The sequence below is a fragment of the Caballeronia sp. LjRoot34 genome (assembly GCF_964253815.1).
Lineage (GTDB): Bacteria > Pseudomonadota > Gammaproteobacteria > Burkholderiales > Burkholderiaceae > Caballeronia.
Genome location: NZ_CAXUSB020000001.1, coordinates 1,793,418 through 1,819,855 on the forward strand (window position 1 = coordinate 1,793,418; position 26,438 = coordinate 1,819,855).

Genomic DNA, 26,438 nt, shown 5'->3' on the forward strand with positions numbered 1-26,438 from the left:
GTCGATCAGGGTTGCTTGTGAATAAACGTCAACCTCGGTCGTGTGCGTCGAATCATTTTGCTTCGACGCAACGTGTGCCGTATCGATATGGCGATTCGCGTGGATCAGAGACATCAGAGATTTGTGCTCCGCTCGAAGTGGGCTTTGATTGCCAGTGTCCTGCCTCGCGTTAAACGATTGCCATATTGAAGGACTATCTGAGCGGCGGCCTGATTCGCCAGCCTCGCCGCCTCGATGTGGCTGTAGCCATGTGTCACGGCATAGAGGAATGCGCCGGCAAACATGTCACCGGCGCCATTGGTGTCGACCGCCTTTACCTCGCCGCTGGCACGGATGTTTGCTGGTGGCGTTCCAGCAGCACACAACCTTGCGCGCCACGGGTCAGGCAGACCGCGCGAGCCAGTTGGCTGATCTCGCGATATATCAGAGCCGGATCCTGCGTCCCGCACCAGGCCTGAGCCTCCTCTTCGTTGCAGAACAGATAGTCGAGCTGCTCGCCGACCATGGCGGCGAGGCCTTCCCGGCAAAAATTGATCATGCTCACGTCGCTGAGTGTGGTGGCCAGCTTGAGGCCGGCATCCCGCGCTATCTGACGGCCTTGGAGCGCAGCCTGCAGTCCGGTGGGCGAAGCGGCCAGATACCCTTCCATGTAATAGACACTGGAGCTCACGATGTCCTGCTCGTGCAGTGCCGTTGCATCCAGCTCGGCTGTCGCGCCGAGAAAAGTGCTCATGCTTCGTTCTGCATCGGGTGTGATCAATACGATGCAGGTGCCGGTGATGCCCGCTGCGGACGGTGTGTGAGTCAAATTGGTTGCGACGCCGTTGGCAGCCAGATCTCGCCTGTAGAACTCGCCCAGCTCGTCGTCAGCCACGCGGCACGCGTAAAACGCCCGACCGCCCATTTGCGATAGTGCAACCGCGGTGTTACCGGCCGATCCGCCACCGCTGCGGCGCGCAGTGATGCGGCGCAGGTCATGCAGCAGTTCGGCGCGCCGGTCCGCGTCGATCAGCGACATATGGCCTTTCTCCGCGCGCAAGGCCTTGAGCTGAGCGTCGCTTACTTCGTATTCGGAGTCTACCAAGGCGTTGCCGATGGCGTAGAGGTCGTAGTGTTTCATAGAAAACGGTGCGTACTCGAAAGTAAGGCGTCAGCTTAGTGAGCTATCCACCGAAAGCCTTGCTGGTTTTTGCTGGCGATGCGATATTCCTCGCGATCGGGCACTTTCGCTTATCAACGCACGATCAAGCAAAAGTGCACCCGTGGACACACTCATTTCAAGGCTGGTGGATATATGAAATCTTCAAGGTTTAATCCACGTTCTCGGAGGACAGCATCAAGCACGGGCTTTAGCTTGCCCAGACTTGATTCCACCGCCTCTCGTATGGTATCGACCACGACCTGCGTACCACGCTCGATTTCCATATTGAGTATGTTGCCGGCCTGCTTTTGCTCGAATACCGTCACACGCCTGGTTTCGGGAATCAGCCACACCTCGAACCAGCCTTCATTCCGGTTTACTTCGGAGACGGTCAGGCTGGCTCCGTTAATCGCAATATAGCCCTTGGCAAAAACATATTTGCGAAATTGAGCCGGAATAGCTATGCGAAGCAAACGATTATTTTCGGAGGCTTGCACCGCGATGATCGGCGCTGAAAAGTCGATATGTCCGGAAATCGGGTGGCCGCCGATTTCTGCACCGTCCTTCGCAGCGCGCTCAACGTTCACAGTGGCTCCCACGCCGTAACCTCCGAGAGCCGTAATCGACAGACTCTGAAGGATCACGTCGAATCGAGCAACATCGGAAGACACGATTTCCGTCACGGTAAGGCATACGCCATCGACGGAGACGCTCGCGCCCACTACCAGATCGCGGCAAAATCCTGGCGAAAAATCAATGGTGAACGTGCGTAATCCTTGATAGTCAGAAATTTCTGAAAGAGAGGCAGTGCCATGAACAATACCTGTGAACATAAAGCTCCTGATGTGGCGAGTCCAGCACCTGGTCATTTTCTTGCCGGGTTATAGAGTGAAAAACGTCGGATGGCGTTGGTCAAGCCGAAGGCGACCACGCTTCTACGAACCAGCGTGCAAGACGAATTTCCGCCGAACGCGAATTTGATGTTGTCCAACACGCTCAGCCTGACGGTGAAGTTCGCCGCATTCCGCCCTGGCTGGTTGGCTTGAAATGTCATTGCTTCGAAATCGAATATAGGACGGATAAATCGAAATCGACAATTCAATTCGGGGCCCGGGAATTATTTTTCGTTGAGCATCGAGCGGTCAAGCAATGAAGAAGAATATGGAAAGCCGAAAATATTGTTCTGGCCAGCGGGGTGGGTCGCGGTATCGTTCGCGAATCTAAAGGAACTCTTTATGCACGAACGAAAGGATCGGCGGGCTGGCTTCGATATCGACGTTATCGCGATATCAGCCTTTGCGACGTGGTGCGGTTTGAATGGCTGGAGCGCAGCATGAGCGTCGCGCGCAGACGATTAAAGACGCTAGTTGGCGCGGGCAGCGTGTTATATGCGAGCGGTGACGCGGAGGTGGCGCAGGGCATCCGCCGCGCAGCGGTACTCGCGCGTAAGGCGGAGGCTGAAAAAGTCACGGGCCTCTTTACGGCCGACCTGCTGCAGGCCGACCCCGCTGGGCTAGCTGGCAATACCGGCAGCCAAGAGCCGATCGTCGCGCTCGCTGCGCTGAGTCAAGCGACGTCGTACATCGGGCTCGTCGCGACAGTATCGACCACCTACCACCATCCGTACAACATCGCGCGGTTGATCGGCACGCTCGACCATGTAAGCGGCGGCCGAGCTGCGTGGAATGCGGTCACGTCGTCGGTCGGCGAGGAGAACTTCGGCAATGACGCGCTACCAGATCCGGAGCGCCGCTATGCACGTGCGAGGGAGTTCGTTGAGGTTGTCAACGCGCTGTTCGACGCGAACGACGCGGCGGCCGCTCGACGCACGCCTGCGGGCTCGGTCTCGATCGACCCACGCGAGCTCGGCGCGATTGACTATCGAGGCGAGCATTTCCACGTTCAGGGGCCACTCAACGTGCCGCCACCACCGCAAGGGCGGCCGGTTCAGTTCCAGGCTGGCCAGTCGGTGAGCGGCGTGACGCTGGGCGCGTGTTACGCCGAAGTCGTCTACACCTCGCAGCCGACACTCGACGACGCGCGTGCGTTCGTAACCGAACTGCATCGTCAGGCTGTTGGCTTCGGTCGCGCGAACCGATTGCCGTTCATAATGAACTCGTTTCATTCAGTGATCGGCGAATCGCCCGCAGACGTCGCGCGGCGACTGCGCGACAAGCACGAACGGATCGACTACGAGCAGGGCAGGCTGAAGCTCGCCGACATGCTCGGTGGAGCAGTCGATCTGACCGGTCTATCGCTGGACCGTCCGTTGCCCGAGACTCTGCTACCCACGATCGAGAGCGTGAACCGGCGGCGCGGGCGTGTCGCGATCTTTCGTGCTTATGTCTTGCGGGGACTCACGTTGCGCGAGCTGATTATCCGCGCGCAGGATACCGGCCACTGGTCCGTCGCCGGCACGCCGGAGCGACTCGCCGATGCAATCGAGGAACGGTATCGCGCGGGGCTGGTCGATATAGTATCGCTGCACGGGCTTGGTGAGCCGGATCAGGAAGACCTTCTGCTGAATGGACTTCTGCCGGAACTACGCAAGCGGAATTTGATCGACACTGACTACTGCGGTAGCGATCTACGGTCGAATCTCGAATTGCCTCCGCTGCAAACGATTTTAGCCGGAGACGGGCAGCACGCGGCGAATGGGGGTTGAGCTGCCGCGATCCTCTATTCGCTGACGCTCGCGATCCGGACAGGAGGCTCGGAATGTTCTTCGACGCCGCATTCATGGCCGACGCCCGAACCATCTCTGACCAACTCGGCGGCTCACCGGACGCGGCGTCGCGCGCCCGAGGTCAGGTGCTGTTGCACGATCAGCTTCACTTGGGTGAGTCCGGGCACTTTCGAATGATTGTCGCTGGGCCGCCCTGCAATACGGCTGAAAGAGTTCATTCTCGGCTCGTCTACCATTTCTGGCCAGGGCTATACGCCCAGCGAGCTATTTCCCCTTAGGAATGTCGAGAGAGACGACCGTTTTCGGTTTCTGGCGGACCCCATTTTGACGTTCTTGTCCAATAAAGAATGACTTAGACGACGGACCGGTTGCACGAAGCTGACGTGATGCCGGTCGTGCTGACGCTGAGGATATTCGTTTGAAGTCAGTTGCCGTATAAGGGGATCAGAAATGCCGATAAGAGACGTGCTTTGGCGGTGCTATTGTCGAGGGTCGCGGGCGGCATACAAGCTTACTGTCGCGAATGGTCCCAGAGTGTGACCACCCCATGAACCTTCATTTCAAGCGAGCCAGACAATGAGCCAAACGATCTACGATGTTCCAGTGAAATCCATTGATGGTGCGTCGGTAACGCTGGAACAGTTCAAGGGCAAAGTATTGCTGGTGGTGAACGTGGCTTCAAAATGCGGACTGACACCACAGTACGAAGGCCTGGAGAAGCTGTATGAGGATAAGCGGGCAGCGGGGCTGGAGGTGTTAGGTTTCCCTGCAAATAACTTTAAGGGACAGGAGCCGGGTCGCGACGCGGAGATCTTGGCGTTCTGCAACACGACCTACGACGTAAAGTTTCCGTTGTTTTCCAAAATATCCGTAGTTGGCGCGGACCAGCACCCGTTGTACCGGACGCTGACGACCGCACAGCCGGATGCTACTGGCGATGGCCCCTTTCGAGCGCGTCTCAAGGGTTACGGGGTCGAGCCCAACCCGGTGCCCGAAGTGTTGTGGAATTTCGAGAAATTCCTCGTGAACCGTGATGGTCAAGTAGTAGGGCGATTCGCTCCCGACGTTACAGCAGAGGATGCGCGGTTGCTCGATGCCATTCAGGCGGAGCTTGCGCGGGCGTGATGCGCGCTCGTTCACTCTCACAACAGCGCATAGGCATCGTTACGATGCCGTGTACGGTTGGATCAACTGCTCCGGCCGAGTTCGCACAGGTGGACTGACGATGCTTTTCACGCTACGGCGCGCAGGTCGCGCTGCGTGGCCGACTGTTGCACTGGCCTTTGCACTGACTGCATGTGCGCCGTTGCCGCCCATCGCGAGCCACGTTGCTGCGCCAAGCGCGATACATCGAGCCGATGGCCCATTGCCTGTTCCGCCTGACCTCATCGCGCTGACTCAAGCTGGGGGACAAAAGCGGTTGATCTCTGCTGCCGCCAACCAGTCGTACTGGCCGCTATCAGAGTATTTCGAAACCCAGAGAAATGAGGCCTACTGTTCCGTCGCAACCTCTGTAATGGCGCTGAATGCCCTGGGAATCCGCCGTCCTGAATCTACGCAATACCCTGATTTCCCCTACTTTTCGCAGGAGGACTTCTTTCGCGGCGTTGATCCACACGTGGCTAATGCCGATCGAGTTGCGAAAGAGGGCATGACGCTCGATCAGCTCAGCGCGGTCTTGAGCGAATTTCCAGTTGACGTCGAGAAATTTCACTCCGCCAACTTGACGCTCGCGCAGTTTCGCAAGTTGATTCTCGACACCACTGGTCGTAGCGACCGCTTCGTGCTGCTGAACTTCAGGCGTGTGGAGATTGGCGAAGTGGGCGGCGGTCACTGGTCGCCCATCGCAGCGTTCGACGTCGCCAGCGATAGTGCGCTCGTTCTCGATGTTGCACGATACAAGTATCCGGCCGTGTGGGTTCCAATAGCGAAGTTGTACGCAGGGTCGCAAGCGGTGGACTCCGTGAGCGGGCTTTCCCGAGGCATCGTGACCATCGGCAGGCAGTAGGCGATTTCAGCGCGTGAACTCTGGTTTGCACTGGAGCTGATATCGCCGCTAGAGCGCGACGATTTCAACTCGGTCCACGATCACCATCCGCCCCCTTGCTGCTGAACCGCAGGCCTTGGAATGCGCGAACCGAATCGCTTTTTAAATTCTATGGATAGGTTGCATCAGACCAAAAATGGTGACAGCAATCTCCTGGCTAGACCACGTTATCCGGTCGATACGTTTCCGATAACTAACGAAGAAATTATTGGTTACATAGGTGATTAGCTTCTCATAATATCCAGGATGAATAATTTAGGCTTGTTGCTTTAGTCTGATTCTGGGTCCGGCAGCAACGAAGCGCTTTGACGCGAGACGCCTTTGCCGCGTCCCGGACGGTGCATTACGTGTGTAAGCAAAGAAGAATCTCTCTGTCCCTCTGCGCGAATCCGTCTACTAATTTTTGCGCCACCACTAAGTCCCTCTTGTATGCCTGCCTTCCATATGTCGCATCGTTACCTTTCCGCGTGCGCCATTATTGGAGCGTTGGCGGTATTGATGCTTTTTTCCGTGCTGCACTTGGGTCTCCTTAAGAGCAATAACGACGCAGTGATCGAGTTCAATTATGCGCAAAGCTCATCGCCGGATCTTGTTTATCTGGCCGATCATCTGGGCTATTTCCAGGGAACGCATGCGAAGCCGCGATACATTTCGCCAGTAGGCGCCGTGCAGGTAGTACCGCTAGTCGCAAGCGGCGACTTGGATTTCGGCACGCGAATGGCGCCGCTCGAGGTTCTGGCGATTGCGGCCGGGGCTGATATTAAAATGATCGCTGATGCCACGCAATCAAGCCCGGAAGAATCGCACATGACTTATTTCGTGCGCCGGGAATCCTCAATCCGGACAGTTCAAGATCTGGAAGGCAAGACCGTGACGTTCGACGACGAAGGCAGTTGCGGCGTCCTTGCGATGCGCCATTACCTGCGCGAGCATGGCCTTTCCCCGTCGACGGTAAACTGGTTGCGCGTTCCCAACGACGGAGCCGCGCACGCGGTTGCGACTAACAGCGTTGATGTTGCAGTGGTGCATTTTCCGTATTCCGTATCGGCGTTGGGTGATTCGCGTCTGCGTCTGCTTTGGACCGACTGGGACGTTGACGGCGGGCTCAGCACCTCCGCGCCATACATCGTGAATGGTAAGTTCTCGCGCGCGCATCCACTCGCTGTGCGTGACTTCATTGGCGCTTTGGCGAAGGCGGCGGCTTGGAGCCGTAACCATCCGGATGACGCGCGCCGTTGGGCCGCTGAGCGGCTTGGCGTCGACACTGAGGCAGTACGGCCAGCGAACTATAGGGCAAACCTGGCGATCGATGAGGCACCCCTGCAGTACTACCTGAATGTGCTGCGAGAGGACGGACGTATCTCGACCGCCGGATTACGGGTCACGGATCTGTACACGAACGCCTTTAACCCTCTGCTTGACCACGCGAAGAGCCCTGCATCACCTCACGGTTCGCACGGTCATGCGTGAGCGGACACACACTTGGGCGCTTTGCGCAATGTTGGTCGCGGGCTTTTTCGCCGCGTCGCTTGGCGCGATGCAGGGCGAGCGATGGCACGCCCCTGACAGGGCGAATCAAGCGTTTGTGCCTTTCGCCGCTGCGCAAGCGCGCCGTCTGCTTATCGTGGCAGTGGCCGGGCGTCCCGCGCCGCGACTCGCGATCGGACGCGTCGATCCGCAGGCGCGAGTTCCCGATATTACCGCCGCTGATTTGGCTTCGGACCTCGGTCGTCGCCTGGGCGTACCGGTGGAAATGATACCGGCCACCCCGGAGATTGCGCGTGATGCGCTGCGTGCGGGTTCGGTGGACGTTGCAATCGCAAATTTGCACTACGAGCGTGATTCGTCGATCGCCTACGTACCCACGGCTTACGGCGGGCGTAGCGGTAGCGCGCTAGTGCTGCGCAAAGGGGGCTTGAATGGATGGACCAGTTTGCGCGGCAAGCCCGTATGCGTAACCGACGGCAGCCCCTACGCGCGAACGCTGCGCACGAGGGAAAAGGCCGTTATCGTAAGCTTCGCCGCGGCGACCGAAGCGTTATTCGCGTTTGAGCGAGGCGACTGTAGTGCGGTTGTTGACGATGAGGAGACGCTCGCGGCGGTCCTGAAGCTGCCGCAATGGCGGTACTACACTGCGCTCCCCGAACTTGCCAGCGATCCAGTGTTTATCGCCTTTCCTAAAAGAGAGGGTGCCTCCGAAGGAAACGACGCCACGCTCGCGTGGCTTGATCGTGCGGTCCGCGCCTGGCGGCGCGAAAAACTGCCCGAGCACTCGCGCAAGAAAGTAGCGGATCTTATCGGCTTCGACGTCGCACTGGAGCAGAGCGATGTCAACTGTCATTGACCGAGTGTGGCGAACGAGCTTGGGCGCCACAAAAAAGGTATGCGACCCACTTGAATGCGCGGCTGGCTCTAAAAAGAGCCAGCGTTTGCCAGGCATCACCTCGCTTGCAATGAATCATTCACAACAGGTAGGGATATGAACATGGAAGCATTGGATCAAACCAAAAATGAGCTGGCCGCGCAGCCCAATCCCGATGACCGGCGTCGTCGACTTCTAAAGGCAGCGGCGGCTTTGACATTAGCCGCGCCGTTTGTCTCCGTAAAGCGCGCGTGGAGCGCTGCACCGGGCGACGTGCCGGCCTCGACACAAGTGCCGAGCGGAAGCCCAAAGGCGCTAAAACTGGCCTGGAGCGCCACGGCCATCTGCACGGTGCCAGTGCCGGTGGCGCTCAAAAAGGGCTTCTTCCAGAAATACAACCTTGACGTGGATTTCGTGAACTTCGCGGGTTCAACGGATCAGTTGCTCGAAGCAATTGCTTCCGGCAAGGCAGACGGCGGTGTAGGGATGGCCTTACGATGGCTGAAACCCCTGGAACAGGGTTTTGACGTGAAAATCACTACTGGCCTTCATGGCGGCTGCATGCGCTTGCTCGCACTGAAGGACAGCGGTGTGACAGGTCTTGCGAACCTCAAGGGTAAGGCGGTGGGCGTAAGCGATATGGCCAGCCCCAGCAAGAATTTCTTTTCCATTTTATTTGCGCGACAGGGCATCGATCCGACGGACGACATAACCTGGCGCACTTATCCAGCCGATCTGCTCGGTCAGGCGCTGAAGAAAGGAGAAGTTCAAGCTGTCGCCGACAACGATCCGGCGATCTGGCTGGTGCGCAAGAACTTCGATCTTGTCGAAATCGCTTCAAATCTGACGGGCGATTACGCGAACCGTTCGTGCTGCGTACTCGCAGTGCGCGGAAACTTGGTGCGCAAGGATCGCGCGACTGCGGCAGCGCTGACTCAAGCGGTGCTAGAAGCGTCAGAGTGGACCGCCAACAATCCGGACGAGGCCGCGACAATTTTCGCGTCTTATTCACCAAAGATTCCAGTCACAGATCTGGCAGCGATGCTGAGAAGCCATACGCATCACCATCATCCGGCAAACCAAGCGCTGGAGCGCGAACTTCAGGCTTACACCGACGACCTGAAGCTCGTACACGTCATCAATCAGAGCACCGATTCGCAGAAATTTGCAGCAAAAATCTACGCCGATTTGCTCGCCTGAACGCTTATCTGACCATCCAATCGAGGTCGACCTCCTCGGTCGCCGCTTGCGCGATCGAGGCATAGGGAACGCACGCGGTGGTAAGAATGTGGTGAATCAGGTTACTGGGCGGCTGGGCGGAGATACCGTTGAATTGGAGAGAAGCAGGGAAGAGCAAAATGGAGTTCCCAACGAAAGCATGCGGCTATACGAACGTGGCGAGCAGCGAAGGTCGTCGAATGGGAATCGATATGAAAATTTCTACGTACACGTCCACGTGTCAATTCGTTATCCTGCATACATCTCCTCCGTGATTTGAGCAAAGTCATGGACTCGAGCCTTCGTTTCCGGGTGTGCGAAGGCTCTTTTTTTATCAAGGTGCAACGTGAACACGCCCGCATGTTGGGTGATACGTTCGGCGAGCACAGTGGGTCATCCCGTCGACAACTTCATACCAACCCGGCGTGCTGCCATGGCGTAGCCAATACGGTTAAGCGGTTCGACGGGGTGAGTGGCGCGGGCGCGATCCAGGTACAGTCGAAGGACATCGTCCTGACCAGACTTCATGGCGGCGTCAACAAACAACTGCTCGAAGACATCCCGTTGGGCGTGGCTACCGCCAAGGCGCTGCAACCTGTGAAGCGCCGGGCGCATCGCTTGGACACTTGCCAAGTACTCTTGCCGTCCGTGAAACAACACGGCACGACTCACCGGCAAGGCCACGTCCTTGATAATCTGCTGGCGCTCGCCGCGCTGCAGTGATCCGGCGTCGTTAATCCCCTGCAACAAACGCTCAGCCGCTTGCCAGCGCTCTGCACCAACTAGCACCATCATCCAGTGCGGGAGCGTCAGGGTCGCTAGCGTGTCGCCAATTCGCGCTTCGGCCAGATCCGCGAGTTCATCCCATCGGTTGCCCGCGGTTATGCCATGGAGCTGGAGCCGGAACAACATCGATGTTGCGTTGAGCACATCGTTATAAAGGTCCGGAACTGCTTTGAGCAGCGGCGAGGAGATGTCTCGAAAACGTTGATCGTAGAGGTCAAGAACCTGGTCGAATTCGCGCCGTTCGTGATGAAACATTGCACGATGCCACCACAAGTGATGCTTGAAGTTGTTCGCGGTTTCCCAGTGCGGTTCGAGCTGGTTCAGGAACGCAATACCTTCCTCACGCCGCCCTTGCATCTCCATCACGTGGGTCAGCGCATGCGTCGCCCATAGATTGCCCGGGTCCGCCTCGATCGCTGACCAACCGGCTTTCTCAGCAGCATCGTATTGACCGCACTCTTCGAGGGCAAACGCTTGGCAAGCCAGCAACGTTGAATAGCCGGGACGCTGGTTGCTCCAGGACGGCATGATCTTAGTGATTTCATGCAACATGCGTTGTGGAAGCCCGTACCAGAACGCGGTGTTGTGGTGAACGCGCAAAGCGAGCAGATCGCGTGGATAAGCGGCAAGAATCTCTTCCCAGACTGAGAGTGCACGATCAAGGTCACCATCGATCCAGTGCGCCAGTGCTGCCACATGAGAACGCTCGCGGTGCGTCGCATGAACGGCGCACTTTTCTGCCTTTGCAAGCGCCTGCCGAGCGGTGTGGAGTTGCAGCGCATTGAGCGGCATCATCGCGAAATAGCCGGCCAGCACGTGCGCCATCGCGAACCCGGGGTCTTCAGCGAGCAGCGTTGCAAGACGCGCACCAAGGTCGGCTTTGTAGTAAAGGTATCCATCGATGGCGAAACGATACGCGGCGCCCGCTTCGTTACCCTCGTTTGTGGAGAGGATGAGCCCTTGCGCATCGTATGCCATGCAGTCTCCTTACGCGCCTTTACCCCTCAGCGGCCAAGCACGGGAATTCAGGTCAAGTGTTTGCGGATGGTTGGACCTCGCGAAGGCATCTTCGGTCGAACCTGACCCGATCATCGTGCCCGCTTGGTAATTCAATCTCATAAGAAATTGACGCAAGACGCAGATCATTCTCTGCAAACAGCATGCCATTGCTTCTTTGGCAATCTGGCTCAGTACGTGGATGACTTCGTCTTAGTTTTTATTCTACATAAATATAACGGTCGACAGTGCCATGGACTGCAGTAGCCATGCGAGATAGCACATGGTCCACAAGGCGTTTGGAGGCCAGCAGCCGGTCGCTGACCGTGGGCAGCTTGGTTTTGGCAAGCCGCGAAAACCAACAGCGCCGCTTTGCCCATCCCGATAATTCTGCGCTTCGCTCCCGTCAGTCACACGGTTGTTGCGACTTCACTGTCTCTTCCGGTTAGCTGTTACTTTAGTGAAACGGACGCCCGCAACGTGATTCGCTTGCCTATTAATATCTTTTATACTTGGTTTGCAAGAGCAACGACATTGGCTACGATGAATTCGCACTGATGGGCACCAGTTTTAAATAGATGTCGGTCGGTAGACCGTCGATCAATGAACCGTGTTTCTCGAAGAATTTATTGCGGCTATCTTTTGCATGCGCCAACCACTAGACAAGCAACTGAAAGAGGCAACTGATAACAGTCGCCTGCGCCGTGCTTTCGCTGCGCGACTTGATATGACAATGAAGCGCGCCAAGCTGACGTCCGCGCGTCTTGCCCGAACCCTGCGTATCCCCGAACGCGACATCAGTCTCTGGCGTGCAGGGATAGTGGTGCCTGGCCGCATTGATTGCCAACGAATTTCTTCAATTCTCGGTATCGACGTTATCTGGCTTTGCAGCGGCTAAGCGGTACCACTCAGATTGGTGGAACTCAAGTACATATAAGGCTGCAGCAGATTAGTAATATTGATAATTTACGACCACAAGATTAAATCTTCACCCAGACTACATATGGATTGCAATGCCGGTAGTGCCGGACATCCATTGGAGCGAATGCACTGCAACGATTAATCAGGAGCCGAGGCATCTTGCACGCCGGCCCAAGGAAACGATCGCAGGTGTTCGCCAAGCTTTGGGGCTTGTTGATGACGAACGTGTCGAAATGACGTAAGGATCGCTCGGCAAACAGGATTCGCGGCCTCGCGAGCACCCATGTCGTGGATATTGATACCGTAAGGAACTGAGGGTGGGAAATTTCATATCGATGCGCGCAAGAGACGGCGGCGAGTTCCATGGGTATCTGGCTTTGCCAACATCGACCGAGTCTAACGGGCGTGGGCTCGTTATATTGCCCGAGGTCTACAACGTCAATTCGTGGCTTAGGAGCGTCGTCAAGGATTACGCGCACGAAGGTTATGCCGTGCTTTCCCCTGATGTCTTCTGGCGTCAAGAGCCGGATATTCATCTCGGTTACGATCAGCCTGAGCGAGCTCGGTCGCGCGGAGACGCGCTGGATGTTGACCGCGTCGTGGAGGATGTCGGCGTTGCCGCCGCTTATTTGCGAAAATTGCTTGGGAGCCATGTGCCGGTTGGCGTGATCGGCTTTTGTCTGGGCGGCCGTTTAGCGGCTCTGGCAGGTGTCAGGGAACAGGTTCAAGCGGTTTCCTGCTACTACGGAGTACGGCTCGAAGACCATGCGAGAGAACTCGCGCGACTCGCTGTACCCGCCGCTTTTCACTTCGGTGAAACCGACCCATGGGTGCCCTTGGCCACAGTTGAGACGGTTCATCGCGCTATTGAACCGTTGCCCGATGCCAAGGTATTTGTGTACTCGAACGTGGGACATGGCTTCGCTCGTTCTGGGTATCAACCCTACGATGCCGCTGCCGATCGACTTGCGAAGCAAAGGACTCGAGAATTGTTCGACCGCGCATTGCGCGGCTAATAAGTCAAGCGCGGCGAGGAGCTGAGGCGCCGATAACACCCATCGGCCGCAAGCATGATCCGGGCAACCAGGCGCTTGATCCGGAAGTGGCTTCTCGTCGAGGCGAAATCCGATCTTGAGCGTGACTTTTCCGGTGCGCTACTTTTCCTTCCTCGACACGGCCGGAAGTTTCAGTTATCTGACCACAGCGGGGAGATACGCTATTCCCGGATCTGTAGCGCTCTGCCGGTCACAGTGGTCAGCCATCCTCTCAGTGTTGAGGCGCACCGTCCCAGGCGGGCAGCGTCGCGCCGTGATAAACGCTCAAGATTTCGGCAGCCACGTTCGCCTGCTGATAGCTGTCGACGAGCGTCTTGACCCATGGCGCATGCGCGTCCTTCTCATTGACTGCAATGAAGTTTCGATACGGATTGCCTGTCACCTTTTCTTGCGCGATGCGCTCCTGGGGAATCTGGATGCCCGCCTTGATGGCCCAGTCCGTATTGACTACAGCAGCATCGAGGTCACCGATCGCGCGGCCTACGATGCCTGCGTCGAGCTCCTTGATCTGCACATGTTTCGGATTGTTGGCGATATCACGCGCAGTGGGAAGCAGTCCGACCCCGGAGCGCAGCGTAATAAGCCCGTTCGCTTGCAGCAGCAATAGTGCGCGTCCTTCGTTGCTGGGATCGTTGGGCACACCGATCGTCGCGTTTTGCGGTAGCGCGTCGATAGATTTTACTTTCCGAGAGTACACGCCGATCGGCTGAACATAAGTGAAACCAACCGGTACGATGGTGTAGTGGCGGGCCTGAATCTGCGCGTCGAGATAGGGTTTGTGCTGGAACGAGTTGGCATCAAGGTCGTGTTGAGCGAGTGCTTCATTCGGCTGCGTGTAGTCGGAAAAAGTCGTGACCTTGATCGTAAGGCCATGCTTTGCCGCATTGGCGGCCACCGTGCGCCAGACATCTTCGTCCTCGCCAGACATGATTCCGACCCGAAGTGTCTGATCGGCCGCCTGCGCCTGCTGGATGTTCACCATGGTAGATGCGAATAGTGTCGCGATGAATGCGAATTTCCAAAGTATTTTCATTTTTTACGTATTCGAACAGGTTGGTTTGCAGAAGACAGAATGTTAGGGATGAAGCGAGGATGCGACAAATAAGATCGAGCGCTAACGATATCGTGGAGCTCGCGGCCTCATTTGTGCATCACAAATCGACGCCAGTATTAACTGACCGAGAAAGGCATGCATCATTGATAGCTTTTGACCAAACGGGCCCGGCGATACAAATTCGCCCCTGAGTGATCATTTGAAGACGCTGAACTCGGCGTAACCAAGAATTGAATGTTAGATCGCGCAGTCGCCGAAGACGCAGGACGTAGCGGACGTGCAGAAGATTATCCACGATCAGGCGCTGTGGATTCCGCTCGGTTATCCGACGGCAGCAACGGTCACGCGCACCAACTCGGTGGACGCCCCGTAAGCCCGTTTGGGCGCCAGGACATCGCGACGGTGGATCTCCAATAGGAGAGCTCAGCCGTCGGATTTCAGTATCTAATCACCTTCTCTTGATGGATTCGAGTAACCACGCTGCGAGCCGTTGTGCGCCATCGGGTAGATCTGTGTCGACTCGACTGCACAGATAGTAGTGGCGTCCATCGTCGAGTTCCTGGTCAAACAGCTTTACTAGTTCACCAGAAGCCAGTTCGCGAGCGATTAACGGCGCGCGCAAGAGTGCTGCACCGAGGTTCGCCTGTGTCGCATTGAGTGTCAACTGTCCATCCTCGAACAGGGGCCCAACGGTGCGCGTGATATGCCGAACTCCCGCACTCTGCAACCAGTTAATCCAGGTACTTCGATCCTCGTCATGCACGAGCGGTACCGGTGCGAGATCAGCGGGCTTCCTGAATGGCCCGTGACGGCGCCGGAACGTGGCACTGCATACCGGCACGACAGCACCTGACATTAGCCGTGTGCTGGTGTATCCGGGCCAGTCACCGGTACCGAAGCGGATCGACAGGTCCGCTGCGTCGCTTCGATAGTTGCGGTGGTTGGCATATAAGACGGTGACGTCAACGTCTTCGTTCGCGGAGAGGAAGGTCTGCAGCCGGGGGATGAACCATCCCATGCCAAAAAGAGGGATCAGGCTGATCGTGATCTGACGTCGGGACGTGCGATCCCGCACGAAGCCCGTCGCACTGCGGAGAACAGAAAAAGCCGTGCTAATTGACCGGTAGTAGTCGCGCCCCTCGTCCGTCAGCCTGAGCGTACGCCCTTGGCGTGCGGAGAGTGGCGTCTGGACGAAAGTCTCCAGCAACTGCAACTGATGGCTGACCGCGGAAGGGGTGATGTCGAGCTCAGCGGCCGCTGCCGTTACGGAGCCGTGGCGGGCGAAAGCCTCGAAGGCACGAACCGCACGCAATGGCGGATCATTGACTAATCGTTCGATATTTTTCATGTGTGGAATTATATCGAAGAATACAAAATCCGGATTATCTCCGTAGCCCCTTTATTTAAGGAACTTTTACGGATAAACACGGGTTCCGTATATCGATTCAACAATTGGATATTTGGATGGTTGATTTGCAACTGAATAATATTTCTCATCTTATCGATTCCTTATTTCATCCAACGAACACTACTTTTTGTGCGACCTTTCCCATGAAAAAAATTGTCTCTCCACTCCTGGTCGCGCTGGCGGCCATTTCCTTGCTGGGCCTAACGGGCGTTGCCCAGGCGCAGAACGAACAGGTCGTGCTGATCGGGCTGGCCGGACCGCTCACGGGTCCGTCAGCGCGAACCGGCAAGGATCTGCAAAACGGTGCACAACTTGCGCTCGACGAGGCTAACAAGAAACATCCCGTGCTCGGAGGAAAGCCGGTCATATACAAGCTGGTTTCCGTTGATGATCAAGCGGATCCTCGCACAGCCGTAACGGTCGCGCAGCAACTGGTGGATCAGCACGTGACCGGTGTAGTGGGGCACTGGAACACCGGATGCAGTGTGCCGGCTTCACGGATCTATCACGATGCCGGCATTGCGCAGATCGCACCGGTCTCGACCGGACATCAATACACGCAGCAAGGCTACGACACGGCGTTTCGGATCATCGGCCATGACGACATCGGCGGTGCATACACGGGTGCGTATGCGGTCAAGACCCTGAAAGCGAAGCGCATTGCGGTGATCGACGACCGTACGGCGTTCGGGGCCGGCCTCGCGACGCAGTTCATCAAAGGCGTGGAAAGTAATGGTGGAACGGTCGTGGATCATCAGTACATTGACGACAAGACAACGGATTTCAGTGGCGTTCTGACCGAGATCAAGTCGAAACACGTTGACCTGATTTTCCTCGGCGGCGTCGATGTAGAGGCTGCGCCCCTTGTGCGTCGCATGCACCAGTTGCAGATCAAGGCAGGATTGCTCGGCGCGGGCGGCTTTGTGAGCCAGACTTTCCTGAAGTTGGCAGGGCCTGACGGGGAGGGCGTGACCGCGCTGGATCCGGGCCGGCCGCTTCTTGGCATGCCCGGCGGACGGGCATTTGACGAGCAATACCGCGCGCGTTATCACGAGCCGATCGAACTGTATGCCCCGTTCGCTTATGACGCCGCCGCGACGCTGATTGCAGCCACCCAGCAAGCCGACTCGATTGATCCGGCGAAGCTCGTAACCGTGCTTCATTCGATCAGTCGTCCTGGCGTGACCGGTACGATCGCATTCGATGCGCAAGGCAATCTGAAAGATCCCGCCTACACCATTTACCAGGTACGCGATGGCAAGTGGGCCGTGGTTGATGTACTCGGCGGTACCGATCAGACTGCGGCCAAGTAAAACCGAAGGGCTGCGGGAGGAGTTGGAATGAGTGACGAATTGCCAGAATCATCAAGGGTACTGTCTGATCGCACGGGCATTCTGGAACAACGCCGAATTGAAGCCGAGATCATCAAGCCGATCTACGAAATCCTGAAGCGCGATTTCGGCATCGAGCGGGCGCAGGCGGTGATTGGCGAAGCGGTGCGTGGCGCGGCTGTGGAAACCGGCAGGCGATTCGCCGCTCAGGAGCCAGGCGGCACCAGCGTGGCGTCGTTCGTGGCGTTGCAGGCTTTATGGGAAAAGGACGACGCTCTGGATGTCGACGTGCTGCAGGTGGATGCCGAGCACTACGACTATAACGTGAAGCGCTGCAGCTACGCCGAGATGTACCACGCGATGGGCCTGGGCGAGATCGGTCATTTGCTGAGCTGTGCGCGCGATAGTCATTTTATTATCGGATACGACGCTCGCATTCATCTCACGCGGACCACTACGATCATGCAGGGTGGGGGACGATGTGACTTCAGATATCGTCTCGTGGACAAAACAGCGGGAGACGAACCCCATGAGTGATGCGATCAACGAGGCAAGCGCACTGCGGATAAATGGTGCGAGGCTGTGGGACTCGCTCGATCGTATGGCCCAGATCGGCGCAACCCCGAAAGGTGGGGTCTGCCGGCTTGCACTTACCGAACTGGATCGCCATTCTCGCGATCTTTTTATCGATTGGGCACGAGCCGCAGGATGCGCGGTCCGAATCGACAGGATGGGAAATATTTTCGCGCGTCGGGCCGGACGCAATCCTGACGCCGCACCGGTTCTGACAGGCTCACACGCCGATTCGCAGCCCACCGGTGGGCGGTACGACGGCATTTATGGGGTACTCGGTGCGTTGGAAGTTGTGCGAACCCTGAATGATGCGGGGATCACTACGGAGCATCCCATCGACGTGGTCCTCTGGACCAATGAAGAAGGTTCACGGTTTGCACCGGCCATGATCGGTTCGGGTGTGTTCTCTGGCGTTTATCCGCTTGAGTATGGGCTGTCACGCTCGGATGCGTCTGGCACGACCATCGCAGAGGCACTGCGGAGCATAGGGTACGACGGGACTGAAACCGTTGGCGGGATACAGGCGCACGCCGTCTACGAGCTGCATATCGAGCAGGGCGCGATCCTGGAGCACAACGGTCACACGATCGGCGTGGTGAGAGGAGGGCAAGGGCAGCGCTGGTATGAGGTGACGCTCAAGGGGACCGACGCTCACGCCGGCACCACGCCAATGAACATGCGCCGGGATTCGCTTGCTGGCGCGGCGCGTGTGATTTCCTTTGTAGAGCTACTTGGAAATCGTCATGCCCCACACGGCCGAGCGACGGTTGGCATGATCGAGGCACGGCCTAATTCACGCAACACGGTGCCGGGTGAGTGCTTTTTTACGGTCGAATTCCGACATCCCGATGCCGCTGTTCTGGACCAGATGGATGCGACGCTGCGTGACCAGGTTGCCAGAATTGCGAACGAGGCCGGACTGGAAAAACGGATCGACCAGATTTTTGATTACGCTCCGGTCGAGTTCGCACCGGAATGCATCAGTGCCGTGCGACGTGCGGCAACGATGCTTGAACTCGCACACGCCGATATTGTGTCGGGCGCCGGACATGATGCCTGCCATCTTGCGCGCGTCATGCCCACGGGGATGATTTTTGTTCCCTGCGTGGATGGGCTCAGTCATAACGAAGCTGAGGCAATTACACCGTATTGGGCCGAGTCTGGGGCGAACGTGTTGTTGCATGCCGTGCTGCAGAGTGCAGGACTCCCGACGTCCGACCTTCAATGATCCACTTGAATATCCGGTTCTGGGATCAGATCACTACAGGAGGTTGTTTTTCATCTAACGGGCATCGAATAGACCGGTTGCCGGTATTGTTCACAAGCCATCTAGGGTGAAAGATCAAAAGTAACCCAATGCTCAGTCACATATCTACCTTAAGAAACCTCGGTGATCTGCCCGATCGTAGTCGAGACATGGACCGCACGGCCCTTGTCGATATGCGCATCGCTGATTCGCCGCAAGAATACAGTCATCGCGAGATCGATCAATTCGCGGGCGGCGTAGCGAGTTATCTTGTATCGAAAGGTTTAAAACGGGGGCAACGCATCGCCATTGCGTCCGCGAGCCGGGCGGAATATGTCGCCGCTTACTTCGGCATCATGCGTGCCGGTATGGTCGCAGTCCCAGTCAACATCAAGCTTGCGTCGCCAACCATAGCGCACATCCTGCGCGATGCCGACGTTCGGCTTGCGTTTGTGGATGCTGAGCGTGAGTTGCTCTTGCACGGAGATGTGCCATGTGTAAGCTTCGACGGTGCGGGTTCCTCGGGTTTCGCGTCGCTCGTGACGCCGTGCGAGTTTGAGTCGGTCCACGCAGAGTCGGGCATGATTGCCCAGATCCTTTATACGTCGGGTTCAACGGGGCTGCCCAAGGGCGTGCCCCTGGAGCATGGAGGACAGTTGCACGCATTAGGCACCAGCGTTGTTTCGCTCACGCCGGAGGCCGATCGTTATCTTCTTGCCCAGCCGCTGTATCACATGAATGGGCTGATGGTGCTGAAATCGGTATTTGTCACCAACGCATATGTCGTCCTGACGCCTTCGTTCAACGCTCGCCAGTATCTCGGCCTGCTCAGCACTCACCGGGTAAGCATCTGCCGTGCGGTGCCAACCATGCTTGCGCGGATAATAAGGGAACTGGAGCAAGCACCGGACTCCGACCTATCGGCGCTGAAGGTCGTCAGCTTGTCGTCATCGCCGCTTACCCAGGCGCTGATCGACCGCATTCGCGCTGCCATTGCTCATGTACGCGTGACGAACGGGTACGGGACGACGGAAGGGGGCCCTGCGGTTTTTGGCGCGCATCCCTTGGGCCTTTCCACGCCCGACCTGTCAGTCGGGTATCCGCTGCCGACCAGCGAAGTTCGCCTGGCGGGCGGAGCTGCCGCCGATTCCGGAATTTTGAGTGTGCGCAACCCTGCGGTAATGACCGGCTACCTTGGTTTGCCGAAAAAGACAGCCGAAGTGCTGGATGACGGCTGGTACACCACCGGCGATGTCATGCGGCGTGACAAAGATGGCTTCTTCTTTTTTGTCGGCCGTGCCGACGACATGTTCGTGTGCTCGGGTGAAAACATCTACCCGGGCGAAGTGGAAAAAATGCTCGAACGGCATCCGCTGGTCCGGGAGGCATGCGTACTGCCGTTACCGGACGATGAACGGGGGCAGATACCTGTCGCTTTCATTGTCAAACACCCGGATGCCGGCTTGAGCTTTAACGACATTAAGGCACACGCGCTCGAACACGGTCCTGCCTACCAGTATCCGCGTCGCGTGGCGTTTCTACTTCAGTTGCCCTGGGCAGGTACCAACAAGATCGATCGGGGCGCGCTTCTTGTACTCGCCCGCGAATACGAAGCGGCCGCGACCTGGGGCACCAGTATGGTGAAGGAGTTCGAATAATGAAAGCTCTCGTACTGCGTCAGCATGGCGGTCCAGAAGCGTTGGGAATCGAACCAGAATTTCCTGAGCCATCTATTGGCAATGAAGACGTGCTGATTCGCGTGCGTGCATCGGCGCTCAATTATCACGACATCTTTACGCGACGAGGGATGCCGGGGATCAAGATACCGCTGCCTGCCATTATCGGCCTGGATATCGCGGGAGAGATCATTGCCGTTGGCGACGACGTGCGGAATTGGTCTGTCGGTGACCGCGTCCTGGTCGATCCCGCCAACATGGATAACGGCGACCTGATCGGAGAAAACCTGCATGGCGGCATGGCTGAATTATGTCGCGTGCCATCGCACCATCTGCTGCGCCTGAATGATTCCATCAGTTTCGAAAAAGCATCCGCCTTGCCGGTGGCTTATGGAACGGCGCATCGCATGGTCAATACCATTGGGCAAATTCGGGCTGGGGAAAAGGTGCTGATCCTGGGCGCAAGCGGCGGGGTGGGTGTGGCCTGCGTTCAACTGGCAAAACTGCTTGGAGCACACGTCATCGCGTGCGCCGGTACGGCTGAAAAAGCCAAAATGCTCAAGGCACTGGGTGCTGATGACGTGATCGAATACCGCGAGGTTGATTTTGCTGATGCGGTTATAAAACGCTATGGTAAGGCGACCCGTAATCGCGGCACGAGTACCGGTGGTGTCGATGTCGTGATCAATTTTACGGGTGGCGAGACCTGGGTGAAATCACTGCGGACCTTACGTCTGGGCGGACGCCTACTGACTTGCGGCGCGACCGCGGGCTTCGCTCCCCCGGAAGATATCCGGTACATCTGGACCTTTGAGCTTCAGATACGCGGCTCGAATTCGTGGGACAGGCATGACCTGACTTCACTTCTGGTCTTGGTGGAACGAGGCGAACTCAATCCGCTGATCGATCACATCGCCGGGTTAGAAGATGCACGCGACGCGCTTGAACGCATGGAGGCACGCGCGTTACTTGGGAAAGTGATTATCACGCCCTAGAGTAAGTGGCACAGCCCGCTGACAAGAGCATTTTCCAAGTTTTGAAGAACGGCAAAGCAGCACGCCCGAGCAGGCCCCATGCGGACGTTTTCAACTGTATGGACACCGTTATTCCCTCTGTGTGACCGCGTGTTCGAATGATTCGCTTGAGGCGTGCTTCCCTGGAGGCCGCATACACTATCAGCACACAACTCAGGACAAACCAACAAATCGGAATGTCGTTATCGCAAGGAGGTGTATGCGCGACGGGCCGAAATTGGACAAGAACGCTCGCGTGCAATCGATCGTAGGCTGCTCACAATTTTTCTTCGCGCGAACCATGGGCGATCCTGGAGACTCGGCATTGCGCTGCGAACGGAGCAAATCGGGAAAGCCTATCTGTTGCAGCGCTATCGTAAGCTGATCACCTGTTCTCGATTGCGCTCGACATCAGACGATTCGCTTTTCCTGAGCCAGCTACCAGCGAGGCTCAGCAGGCGGCCGGTCCGGATCGCGCATCTCGATGAATATCCCGTATGGCACATACGCGCGCCCTGGGTGCCGGTTTATTCGTTTCGAAGCTTTGCTTAGAACATCTTGTTCGTGGCCCCAGCGCGTTGCACGGAACTAGAATCTCTGGCCTTGAAACCCGTCGGCTCCTTTTCCCCCTGTACACGTCCCGCACTGGTTCGTCGGGCCGTGTATGGGAGCCGATGCGGCACACCTGAGGGACTTCCATGACGCATGCGGCGGCCTTAAGGGTACCGTCACTTCCGGCCACGCTGCAAATAAAAGACGTGTCGGTTTCTTATCCTACTCACGGTGGAGAGATACACGCGCTGCAGGACGTCGGGCTGACTGTTGAACCGGGCGAGTTCGTATCGATCCTCGGGCCCTCGGGCTGCGGCAAGTCGACTTTGCTGAAAGTCGCTGCTGGATTGCTCAAGCCCACGCACGGCACGGTCTCACTTGGCGGCCTTAATGTATCGGGACCGCGCACCGACGTCGGCGTTGCATTTCAAAAGCCCTTGCTGCTGCCGTGGAAAACCGTTCGGGACAACATCCTGCTGCCCGTGCGCGCGGCGCAATTGCCGGTGGCGAACTATCGACAGCGCTGTGACAGCTTGCTCGAGACGGTGGGACTGTCGGAATTCGCAAACAACTATCCGCGTGAATTGTCGGGGGGCATGCAGCAGCGCGCCGGGCTGGCACGCATGCTGATCCAGGACCCATCGGTCCTGTTGATGGACGAGCCGTTCGCCGCGCTGGACGCAATGACCCGTGAAGCGCTGTCGCTTGAGTTGCAGCGCATCTGGATGGCGGACATGAAGTCAGTCCTGTTCATCACGCACAGCATTGCAGAAGCCGTGTTCCTGTCTGACCGCGTGCTGGTCATGTCATCGCGCCCCGGGCGGGTCGTCGAGGTCCTGGACCTCGATCTGCCCCGGCCGCGCACACTCGAGACAATGACTCTCTCCGCCTTTGTGGACGCCTGCAGCCATCTGCGCCGATATTTTGTGAAATGAAAAAGCTCACCCGTCTTGTCGGCGCCCGCATCTGGCTTCCACCCCTGATTACGCTCGTGCTTGTGCTTGTCGTCTGGCAAATCAGTGTTGTAACGCTTCGTATACCGAATTATATCCTGCCGCTTCCGTCCGAAGTCTTCAGCGCGCTTGCATCCGGTTTCGCCGACGGATCGTTATGGCCGCACATCGGCTATACGCTGCTTGAGACGGTGACGGGCTATATCATTGGTTCGCTGCTCGCCCTCGTGCTGGGAGCGCTGCTTGGTGAATCAGAAACGTTCGAGCGTTATGTGTATCCGTTGTTGATCGGCATCCAGGCGGTGCCGAAAGTCGCACTGGCTCCGCTGATCCTGGTTTGGTTCGGATTCGGCTTCGCATCCAAGCTGGTCCTGGTGGTCCTCATTTGTTTTTTTCCGCTTTTCATCAATATGCTGGTCGGCATCAGGCGCGTGGACGTCGAGTTGATCGATGCCTGCCGGGCTTTCTCCGCTTCGCGGACATTCATCTTCTTTCACGTGAAGCTGCCCTTCGTCGCGGGCGACATCTTCGCCGGCTTGCAGATCGGCGTATCGCTGGCGCTGATAGGGGCAGTCGTGGGCGAATTCGTGTCTTCGCAGAAAGGCCTCGGGTATCTGGTCCAGTCGTCGGCCACCAATATGAGCGTGAGCACGATGTTCGCCGGTGTCTTCCTGCTGGCTGTGCTCGGCATAGGTGGCTCACAGCTCGTGCGCGCGATCCATCGGCGGGTCGTATTCTGGGAATTGCCGCCCGCTGCTGCCGGCGATGACGCATGACCGCATCTGGTCCGCTCCCGGTCCGTGTCTGCTCCGCATCAAGTCCTTTCAAGGAAAAGTGAAATTGCAAACTCATCAAGTACGCTTGCGGCATAGGACACGTGGTGCGCTCAGGGCCACGCTTGCGAGCGCCGCTCTGGCTTGCGCGGTACAGGCCGTTCCCGCCTTCGCGGCCGATGCCGTGACGGTCGCCCTTGCCATACCGCCCACCGTGACCGACGGAGGCATCTGGACGATAGGCAATGAACTCGGTATCTGGAAAAAAGAGAATCTTGAGGTGCAGACGCTGACGTTCGAGGGCGCCGGCGCACTGGTGCCGCAAGTGGCTTCCAGACATGCAACGATCGGCCTCCCGGTGGTCGATCCTATCCTGGCGTCCTACGCTGCCGGCCGCACGGATCTCCCCGTGCGTTACTTCTACAACGCAACGCCCGTGTACACGATGGAGTTTGCAGTTCCCGCGAGCTCGTCGATCAAGACGCTCGCCGACCTCAAGAACAAGAAGATTGGCGTGGGCGCGTTGACGTGGGGCACGATCCCAAGTTCGCGAGCGGTACTCAAGGAAGCTGGGCTCGGCAAGACCGACTATGACATCGTGCCGGTCGGCGTGCTGGGTTCGGGCTTTCATGCGCTCAACACGGGACAGGTCGACGCATTGAATTACAACAGCAGTTGGCACGACATGCTGGAACTTTCGGGTACGCCGTTGCGGCGGATCCAGTACCCAGGAACTTTCGGGCAGATGGCGGGCAACGGCTTCATCGCCAATACCGACGCGTTGAAGTCGAATCCTGATTTGTATGCGCGATTCGGACGCGCTTACAGTGAAGCCCAGATTGCATGCTCCGCCAACCTGCAGTTGTGCGTTGAATCCTTCTGGCGACAGCACCCTGAAGCGCGGCCAAAGACTGGCGACGCCGCGACCAACCTGAAGAACGCCGAGGAGCTGGTGCGTCGCAGGCTCGCACGTGTGATGCTCGCGGCTGATGGCAGCCCGCGCACGCCGGGCGAATTCGACATGACTGTTATCCATCAGTTCGTGAAACAGATGGCGGCGGACGAACAGTTCGCGTCGGCCAATGTGCCGGTCGATACGCTTTTCACCAACGCTCTGGTGCCGCAGTTCAGCAAGTTCGACGCGAACGCCATTCGCAATCAAGCCCGCGCCGCGCATTGATCCGGCGTAGTGACAATCGCAACGACAAAGCCAACGACAAGGGACCAGACATGACGACAGCAATACAACCCGCGCTAATAGTCGAACCCGTGCGCGGCTTGATCGATGTACCGCGCAGCATCCGGCTTACGCAATTCCAGCCGAATCAACCCGTCAAGATCAGCGCCTCGCTGACACGTGCCGATGGCAGCGTCTGGCGTAGCCACGCGAGCTTTATCGTGGATAACGATGGCTCGCTCGACCTTGGCCGTGCTGTGCCGACAGCAGGCAGTAGTTACCGGCAGGCGTCGGCGAGCGGCCTGATCTGGTCTCTCGCGCTGGAAGAGGGTAAGGAGACCGTCCGTGGCGACGAAGCGATCGATCCGCGGACGATCGAATTGCATGCGAGCGCAGCCGGTGGCACGAGTGCCTCTGCGTCCCTCATCCAGGACGTAGTGGCTGGAGGCGTGTTACGCGAGGAGATCCGCGCACAGGGATTGGTCGGCACGCTGTTTCGTCCGGCCGGGGAGGGGTCGCATCCGGTAGTGATCGTGCTGAACGGCTCGGGCGGCGGCATCAACGAAGCTCGCGCGGCGCTCTTTGCCGCGCACGGATATGCCGGCTTTGCGCTGGGATATTTCCAGGCGCCGGGCCTGCCCGATTACATCTCCGCGACACCGCTCGAATACTTCAAGAAAGCGCTCGCCTGGACGCGCCAGCATCTGGCGCCTGCCCATGGCTTCGTTGCGTTGACGGGACAATCACGCGGCGCTGAACTCGCGCTGCTGGTGGGGGCGACGTTCAGCGCCGAGGTCTCGGCGATTATCGGTTATGTGCCGAGTTCAGTGGTGCACGGCACGCTGCGCGCGGGGAAACCGGGCGAGCATCCAGCCTCGCCGGCGTGGACGTTGGACGACACGCCGTTGCCCATTGTGTGGGAAGACAATCGCACGGCTGACTGGTCCGCGTTCAATAGCACCGTTTCACCTGTGCGCCAGTCGCCGGCTTTCGTCTCCGCCCTGCGTGACCCGGACGCCGTTGAGCGGGCTCGTATTCCAGTGGAAAAGATCACAGGACCAGTCCTGCTGCTCTCAGGAACAGACGATGGCTTCTGGCCTTCGTCCGATATGGCCGACACTATCGTCGAACGTATCCGGTCGGCGGCACACCCGCATCCGGCCACGCATTTACGATACGAGGGCGCCGGGCATTCGATCCAGTTTCCGTTCGTACCGACCACGCGTATCGTCAAGCCTCACGCCGTGGCAAAGGTGGACCTCACGGCCGGCGGCACGCCCGAAGCCAACGCGCACGCCAATGAAGATTCCTGGCCTAAGGTACTTGAGTTTCTTGACGCCGCCGTGCGGGACCACAAGTGCTTTTAGTCGGAGAATCCTTAACCTCAGCATGGGATTGCACTTGAGCCAGGACGACCCGCGGGCAGGATGAACCTTCAATCGCGGCATGTTTCTCAACATCGCTCTGAAC

General features: G+C 57.8%; 23 protein-coding genes and 2 pseudogenes. 19 read left to right on the top strand and 6 right to left on the bottom strand.

Annotation, left to right across the window (positions count from 1 at the left end):
• Positions 1-113: 113 nt before the first annotated feature.
• Positions 114-1,120 (bottom strand): annotated as a pseudogene (locus ACSQ36_RS08055) (adenosine kinase).
• A gap of 152 nt (positions 1,121-1,272) precedes the next feature.
• Positions 1,273-1,974, bottom strand: a complete 702-nt coding sequence (locus tag ACSQ36_RS08060; RefSeq protein ID WP_436181513.1) for a riboflavin synthase subunit alpha — start codon at positions 1,972-1,974, stop codon at positions 1,273-1,275.
• 69 nt (positions 1,975-2,043) lie between these two features.
• On the opposite strand from ACSQ36_RS08060, the gene ACSQ36_RS08065 reads away from it, so the two are divergent.
• Positions 2,044-2,187: a hypothetical protein gene (locus tag ACSQ36_RS08065; RefSeq protein WP_436181514.1), complete on the top strand. Its 144-nt coding sequence runs from the start codon at positions 2,044-2,046 to the stop codon at positions 2,185-2,187.
• Positions 2,188-2,474: 287 nt separating this feature from the next.
• Positions 2,475-3,806: an NtaA/DmoA family FMN-dependent monooxygenase gene (locus ACSQ36_RS08070; protein WP_436181515.1), complete on the top strand. Its 1,332-nt coding sequence runs from the start codon at positions 2,475-2,477 to the stop codon at positions 3,804-3,806.
• A gap of 113 nt (positions 3,807-3,919) precedes the next feature.
• On the opposite strand, the gene ACSQ36_RS08075 is transcribed toward ACSQ36_RS08070, so the two are convergent.
• The gene (locus ACSQ36_RS08075) at positions 3,920-4,045 is read right to left on the bottom strand and encodes a hypothetical protein (protein WP_436181516.1); all 126 of its coding nucleotides are present in this window, start codon (positions 4,043-4,045) and stop codon (positions 3,920-3,922) included.
• A gap of 358 nt (positions 4,046-4,403) precedes the next feature.
• On the opposite strand from ACSQ36_RS08075, the gene ACSQ36_RS08080 reads away from it, so the two are divergent.
• The 5 genes from ACSQ36_RS08080 (at position 4,404) to ACSQ36_RS08100 (ending at position 9,436) form a co-directional block, all read left to right on the top strand.
• A complete protein-coding gene (locus tag ACSQ36_RS08080) occupies positions 4,404-4,952 on the top strand; it encodes a glutathione peroxidase (RefSeq protein ID WP_436181517.1) in 549 nt (182 codons plus the stop codon).
• A 100-nt stretch (positions 4,953-5,052) separates the two neighbouring features.
• Positions 5,053-5,835, top strand: a complete 783-nt coding sequence (locus tag ACSQ36_RS08085) for a phytochelatin synthase family protein (protein ID WP_436181518.1) — start codon at positions 5,053-5,055, stop codon at positions 5,833-5,835.
• A 537-nt stretch (positions 5,836-6,372) separates the two neighbouring features.
• Positions 6,373-7,344 carry an ABC transporter substrate-binding protein gene (locus ACSQ36_RS08090; protein ID WP_436181519.1) on the top strand — a complete coding sequence of 324 codons (972 nt, stop codon included), beginning with the start codon at positions 6,373-6,375 and terminating at the stop codon, positions 7,342-7,344.
• A gap of 28 nt (positions 7,345-7,372) precedes the next feature.
• A complete protein-coding gene (locus ACSQ36_RS08095) occupies positions 7,373-8,218 on the top strand; it encodes a transporter substrate-binding domain-containing protein (RefSeq protein ID WP_436181520.1) in 846 nt (281 codons plus the stop codon).
• 141 nt (positions 8,219-8,359) lie between these two features.
• Positions 8,360-9,436 (top strand): ABC transporter substrate-binding protein, encoded by a 1,077-nt coding sequence (locus ACSQ36_RS08100; protein WP_436181521.1) that lies wholly within the window; start codon positions 8,360-8,362, stop codon positions 9,434-9,436.
• A gap of 411 nt (positions 9,437-9,847) precedes the next feature.
• Here ACSQ36_RS08100 and ACSQ36_RS08105 read toward each other — a convergent pair whose 3' ends face one another.
• On the bottom strand, positions 9,848-11,218 hold the full coding sequence (locus ACSQ36_RS08105) for a tetratricopeptide repeat protein (RefSeq protein WP_436181522.1): 1,371 nt from the start codon (positions 11,216-11,218) through the stop codon (positions 9,848-9,850).
• Positions 11,219-11,846: 628 nt separating this feature from the next.
• Between ACSQ36_RS08105 and ACSQ36_RS08110 the strand changes: the two genes are divergently transcribed.
• Together ACSQ36_RS08110 and ACSQ36_RS08115 are read left to right on the top strand one after the other, a co-directional pair.
• Positions 11,847-12,134: an XRE family transcriptional regulator gene (locus ACSQ36_RS08110; protein ID WP_436181523.1), complete on the top strand. Its 288-nt coding sequence runs from the start codon at positions 11,847-11,849 to the stop codon at positions 12,132-12,134.
• 358 nt (positions 12,135-12,492) lie between these two features.
• Entirely contained in the window at positions 12,493-13,173 is a 681-nt protein-coding gene (locus ACSQ36_RS08115; protein ID WP_436181524.1) for a dienelactone hydrolase family protein, read from the top strand.
• 250 nt (positions 13,174-13,423) lie between these two features.
• Here the strand turns inward: ACSQ36_RS08115 and ACSQ36_RS08120 are convergent, their stop codons facing one another.
• Positions 13,424-14,194: a MetQ/NlpA family lipoprotein gene (locus ACSQ36_RS08120; protein WP_436183125.1), complete on the bottom strand. Its 771-nt coding sequence runs from the start codon at positions 14,192-14,194 to the stop codon at positions 13,424-13,426.
• Positions 14,195-14,513: 319 nt separating this feature from the next.
• Between ACSQ36_RS08120 and ACSQ36_RS08125 the strand changes: the two are divergent.
• Positions 14,514-14,683: pseudogene (locus tag ACSQ36_RS08125) on the top strand (ABC transporter substrate-binding protein); the annotation flags it as partial.
• Positions 14,684-14,714: 31 nt separating this feature from the next.
• Here ACSQ36_RS08125 and ACSQ36_RS08130 read toward each other — a convergent pair.
• A complete protein-coding gene (locus tag ACSQ36_RS08130; protein ID WP_436181525.1) occupies positions 14,715-15,614 on the bottom strand; it encodes a LysR substrate-binding domain-containing protein in 900 nt (299 codons plus the stop codon).
• A gap of 203 nt (positions 15,615-15,817) precedes the next feature.
• On the opposite strand from ACSQ36_RS08130, the gene ACSQ36_RS08135 reads away from it, so the two are divergent.
• From ACSQ36_RS08135 to ACSQ36_RS08175, 9 genes are all read left to right on the top strand, one after another.
• A complete protein-coding gene (locus ACSQ36_RS08135) occupies positions 15,818-16,987 on the top strand; it encodes a branched-chain amino acid ABC transporter substrate-binding protein (protein ID WP_436181526.1) in 1,170 nt (389 codons plus the stop codon).
• Between the two features lie 27 nt (positions 16,988-17,014).
• The gene (locus ACSQ36_RS08140) at positions 17,015-17,542 is read left to right on the top strand and encodes an L-2-amino-thiazoline-4-carboxylic acid hydrolase (RefSeq protein WP_436181527.1); all 528 of its coding nucleotides are present in this window, start codon (positions 17,015-17,017) and stop codon (positions 17,540-17,542) included.
• Positions 17,535-18,806: a Zn-dependent hydrolase gene (locus ACSQ36_RS08145; RefSeq protein ID WP_436181528.1), complete on the top strand. Its 1,272-nt coding sequence runs from the start codon at positions 17,535-17,537 to the stop codon at positions 18,804-18,806. The genes ACSQ36_RS08140 and ACSQ36_RS08145 overlap by 8 nt, the downstream gene beginning before the upstream one ends.
• 188 nt (positions 18,807-18,994) lie before the next feature.
• The gene (locus ACSQ36_RS08150; RefSeq protein WP_436181529.1) at positions 18,995-20,482 is read left to right on the top strand and encodes a class I adenylate-forming enzyme family protein; all 1,488 of its coding nucleotides are present in this window, start codon (positions 18,995-18,997) and stop codon (positions 20,480-20,482) included.
• Positions 20,482-21,495 (top strand): SDR family NAD(P)-dependent oxidoreductase, encoded by a 1,014-nt coding sequence (locus ACSQ36_RS08155; RefSeq protein WP_436181530.1) that lies wholly within the window; start codon positions 20,482-20,484, stop codon positions 21,493-21,495. Before ACSQ36_RS08150 ends, ACSQ36_RS08155 begins: the two co-directional genes overlap by 1 nt.
• Before the next feature lie 716 nt (positions 21,496-22,211).
• Entirely contained in the window at positions 22,212-23,000 is a 789-nt protein-coding gene (locus ACSQ36_RS08160; RefSeq protein ID WP_436181531.1) for an ABC transporter ATP-binding protein, read from the top strand.
• Positions 22,997-23,794 (top strand): ABC transporter permease, encoded by a 798-nt coding sequence (locus ACSQ36_RS08165; RefSeq protein WP_436181532.1) that lies wholly within the window; start codon positions 22,997-22,999, stop codon positions 23,792-23,794. Before ACSQ36_RS08160 ends, ACSQ36_RS08165 begins: the two co-directional genes overlap by 4 nt.
• A gap of 64 nt (positions 23,795-23,858) precedes the next feature.
• Positions 23,859-24,971, top strand: a complete 1,113-nt coding sequence (locus ACSQ36_RS08170) for an ABC transporter substrate-binding protein (RefSeq protein ID WP_436181533.1) — start codon at positions 23,859-23,861, stop codon at positions 24,969-24,971.
• Between the two features lie 50 nt (positions 24,972-25,021).
• Complete coding sequence (locus ACSQ36_RS08175; protein WP_436181534.1) at positions 25,022-26,335, top strand: acyl-CoA thioester hydrolase/BAAT C-terminal domain-containing protein; 1,314 nt, start codon at positions 25,022-25,024, stop codon at positions 26,333-26,335.
• Positions 26,336-26,438: the final 103 nt, after the last annotated feature.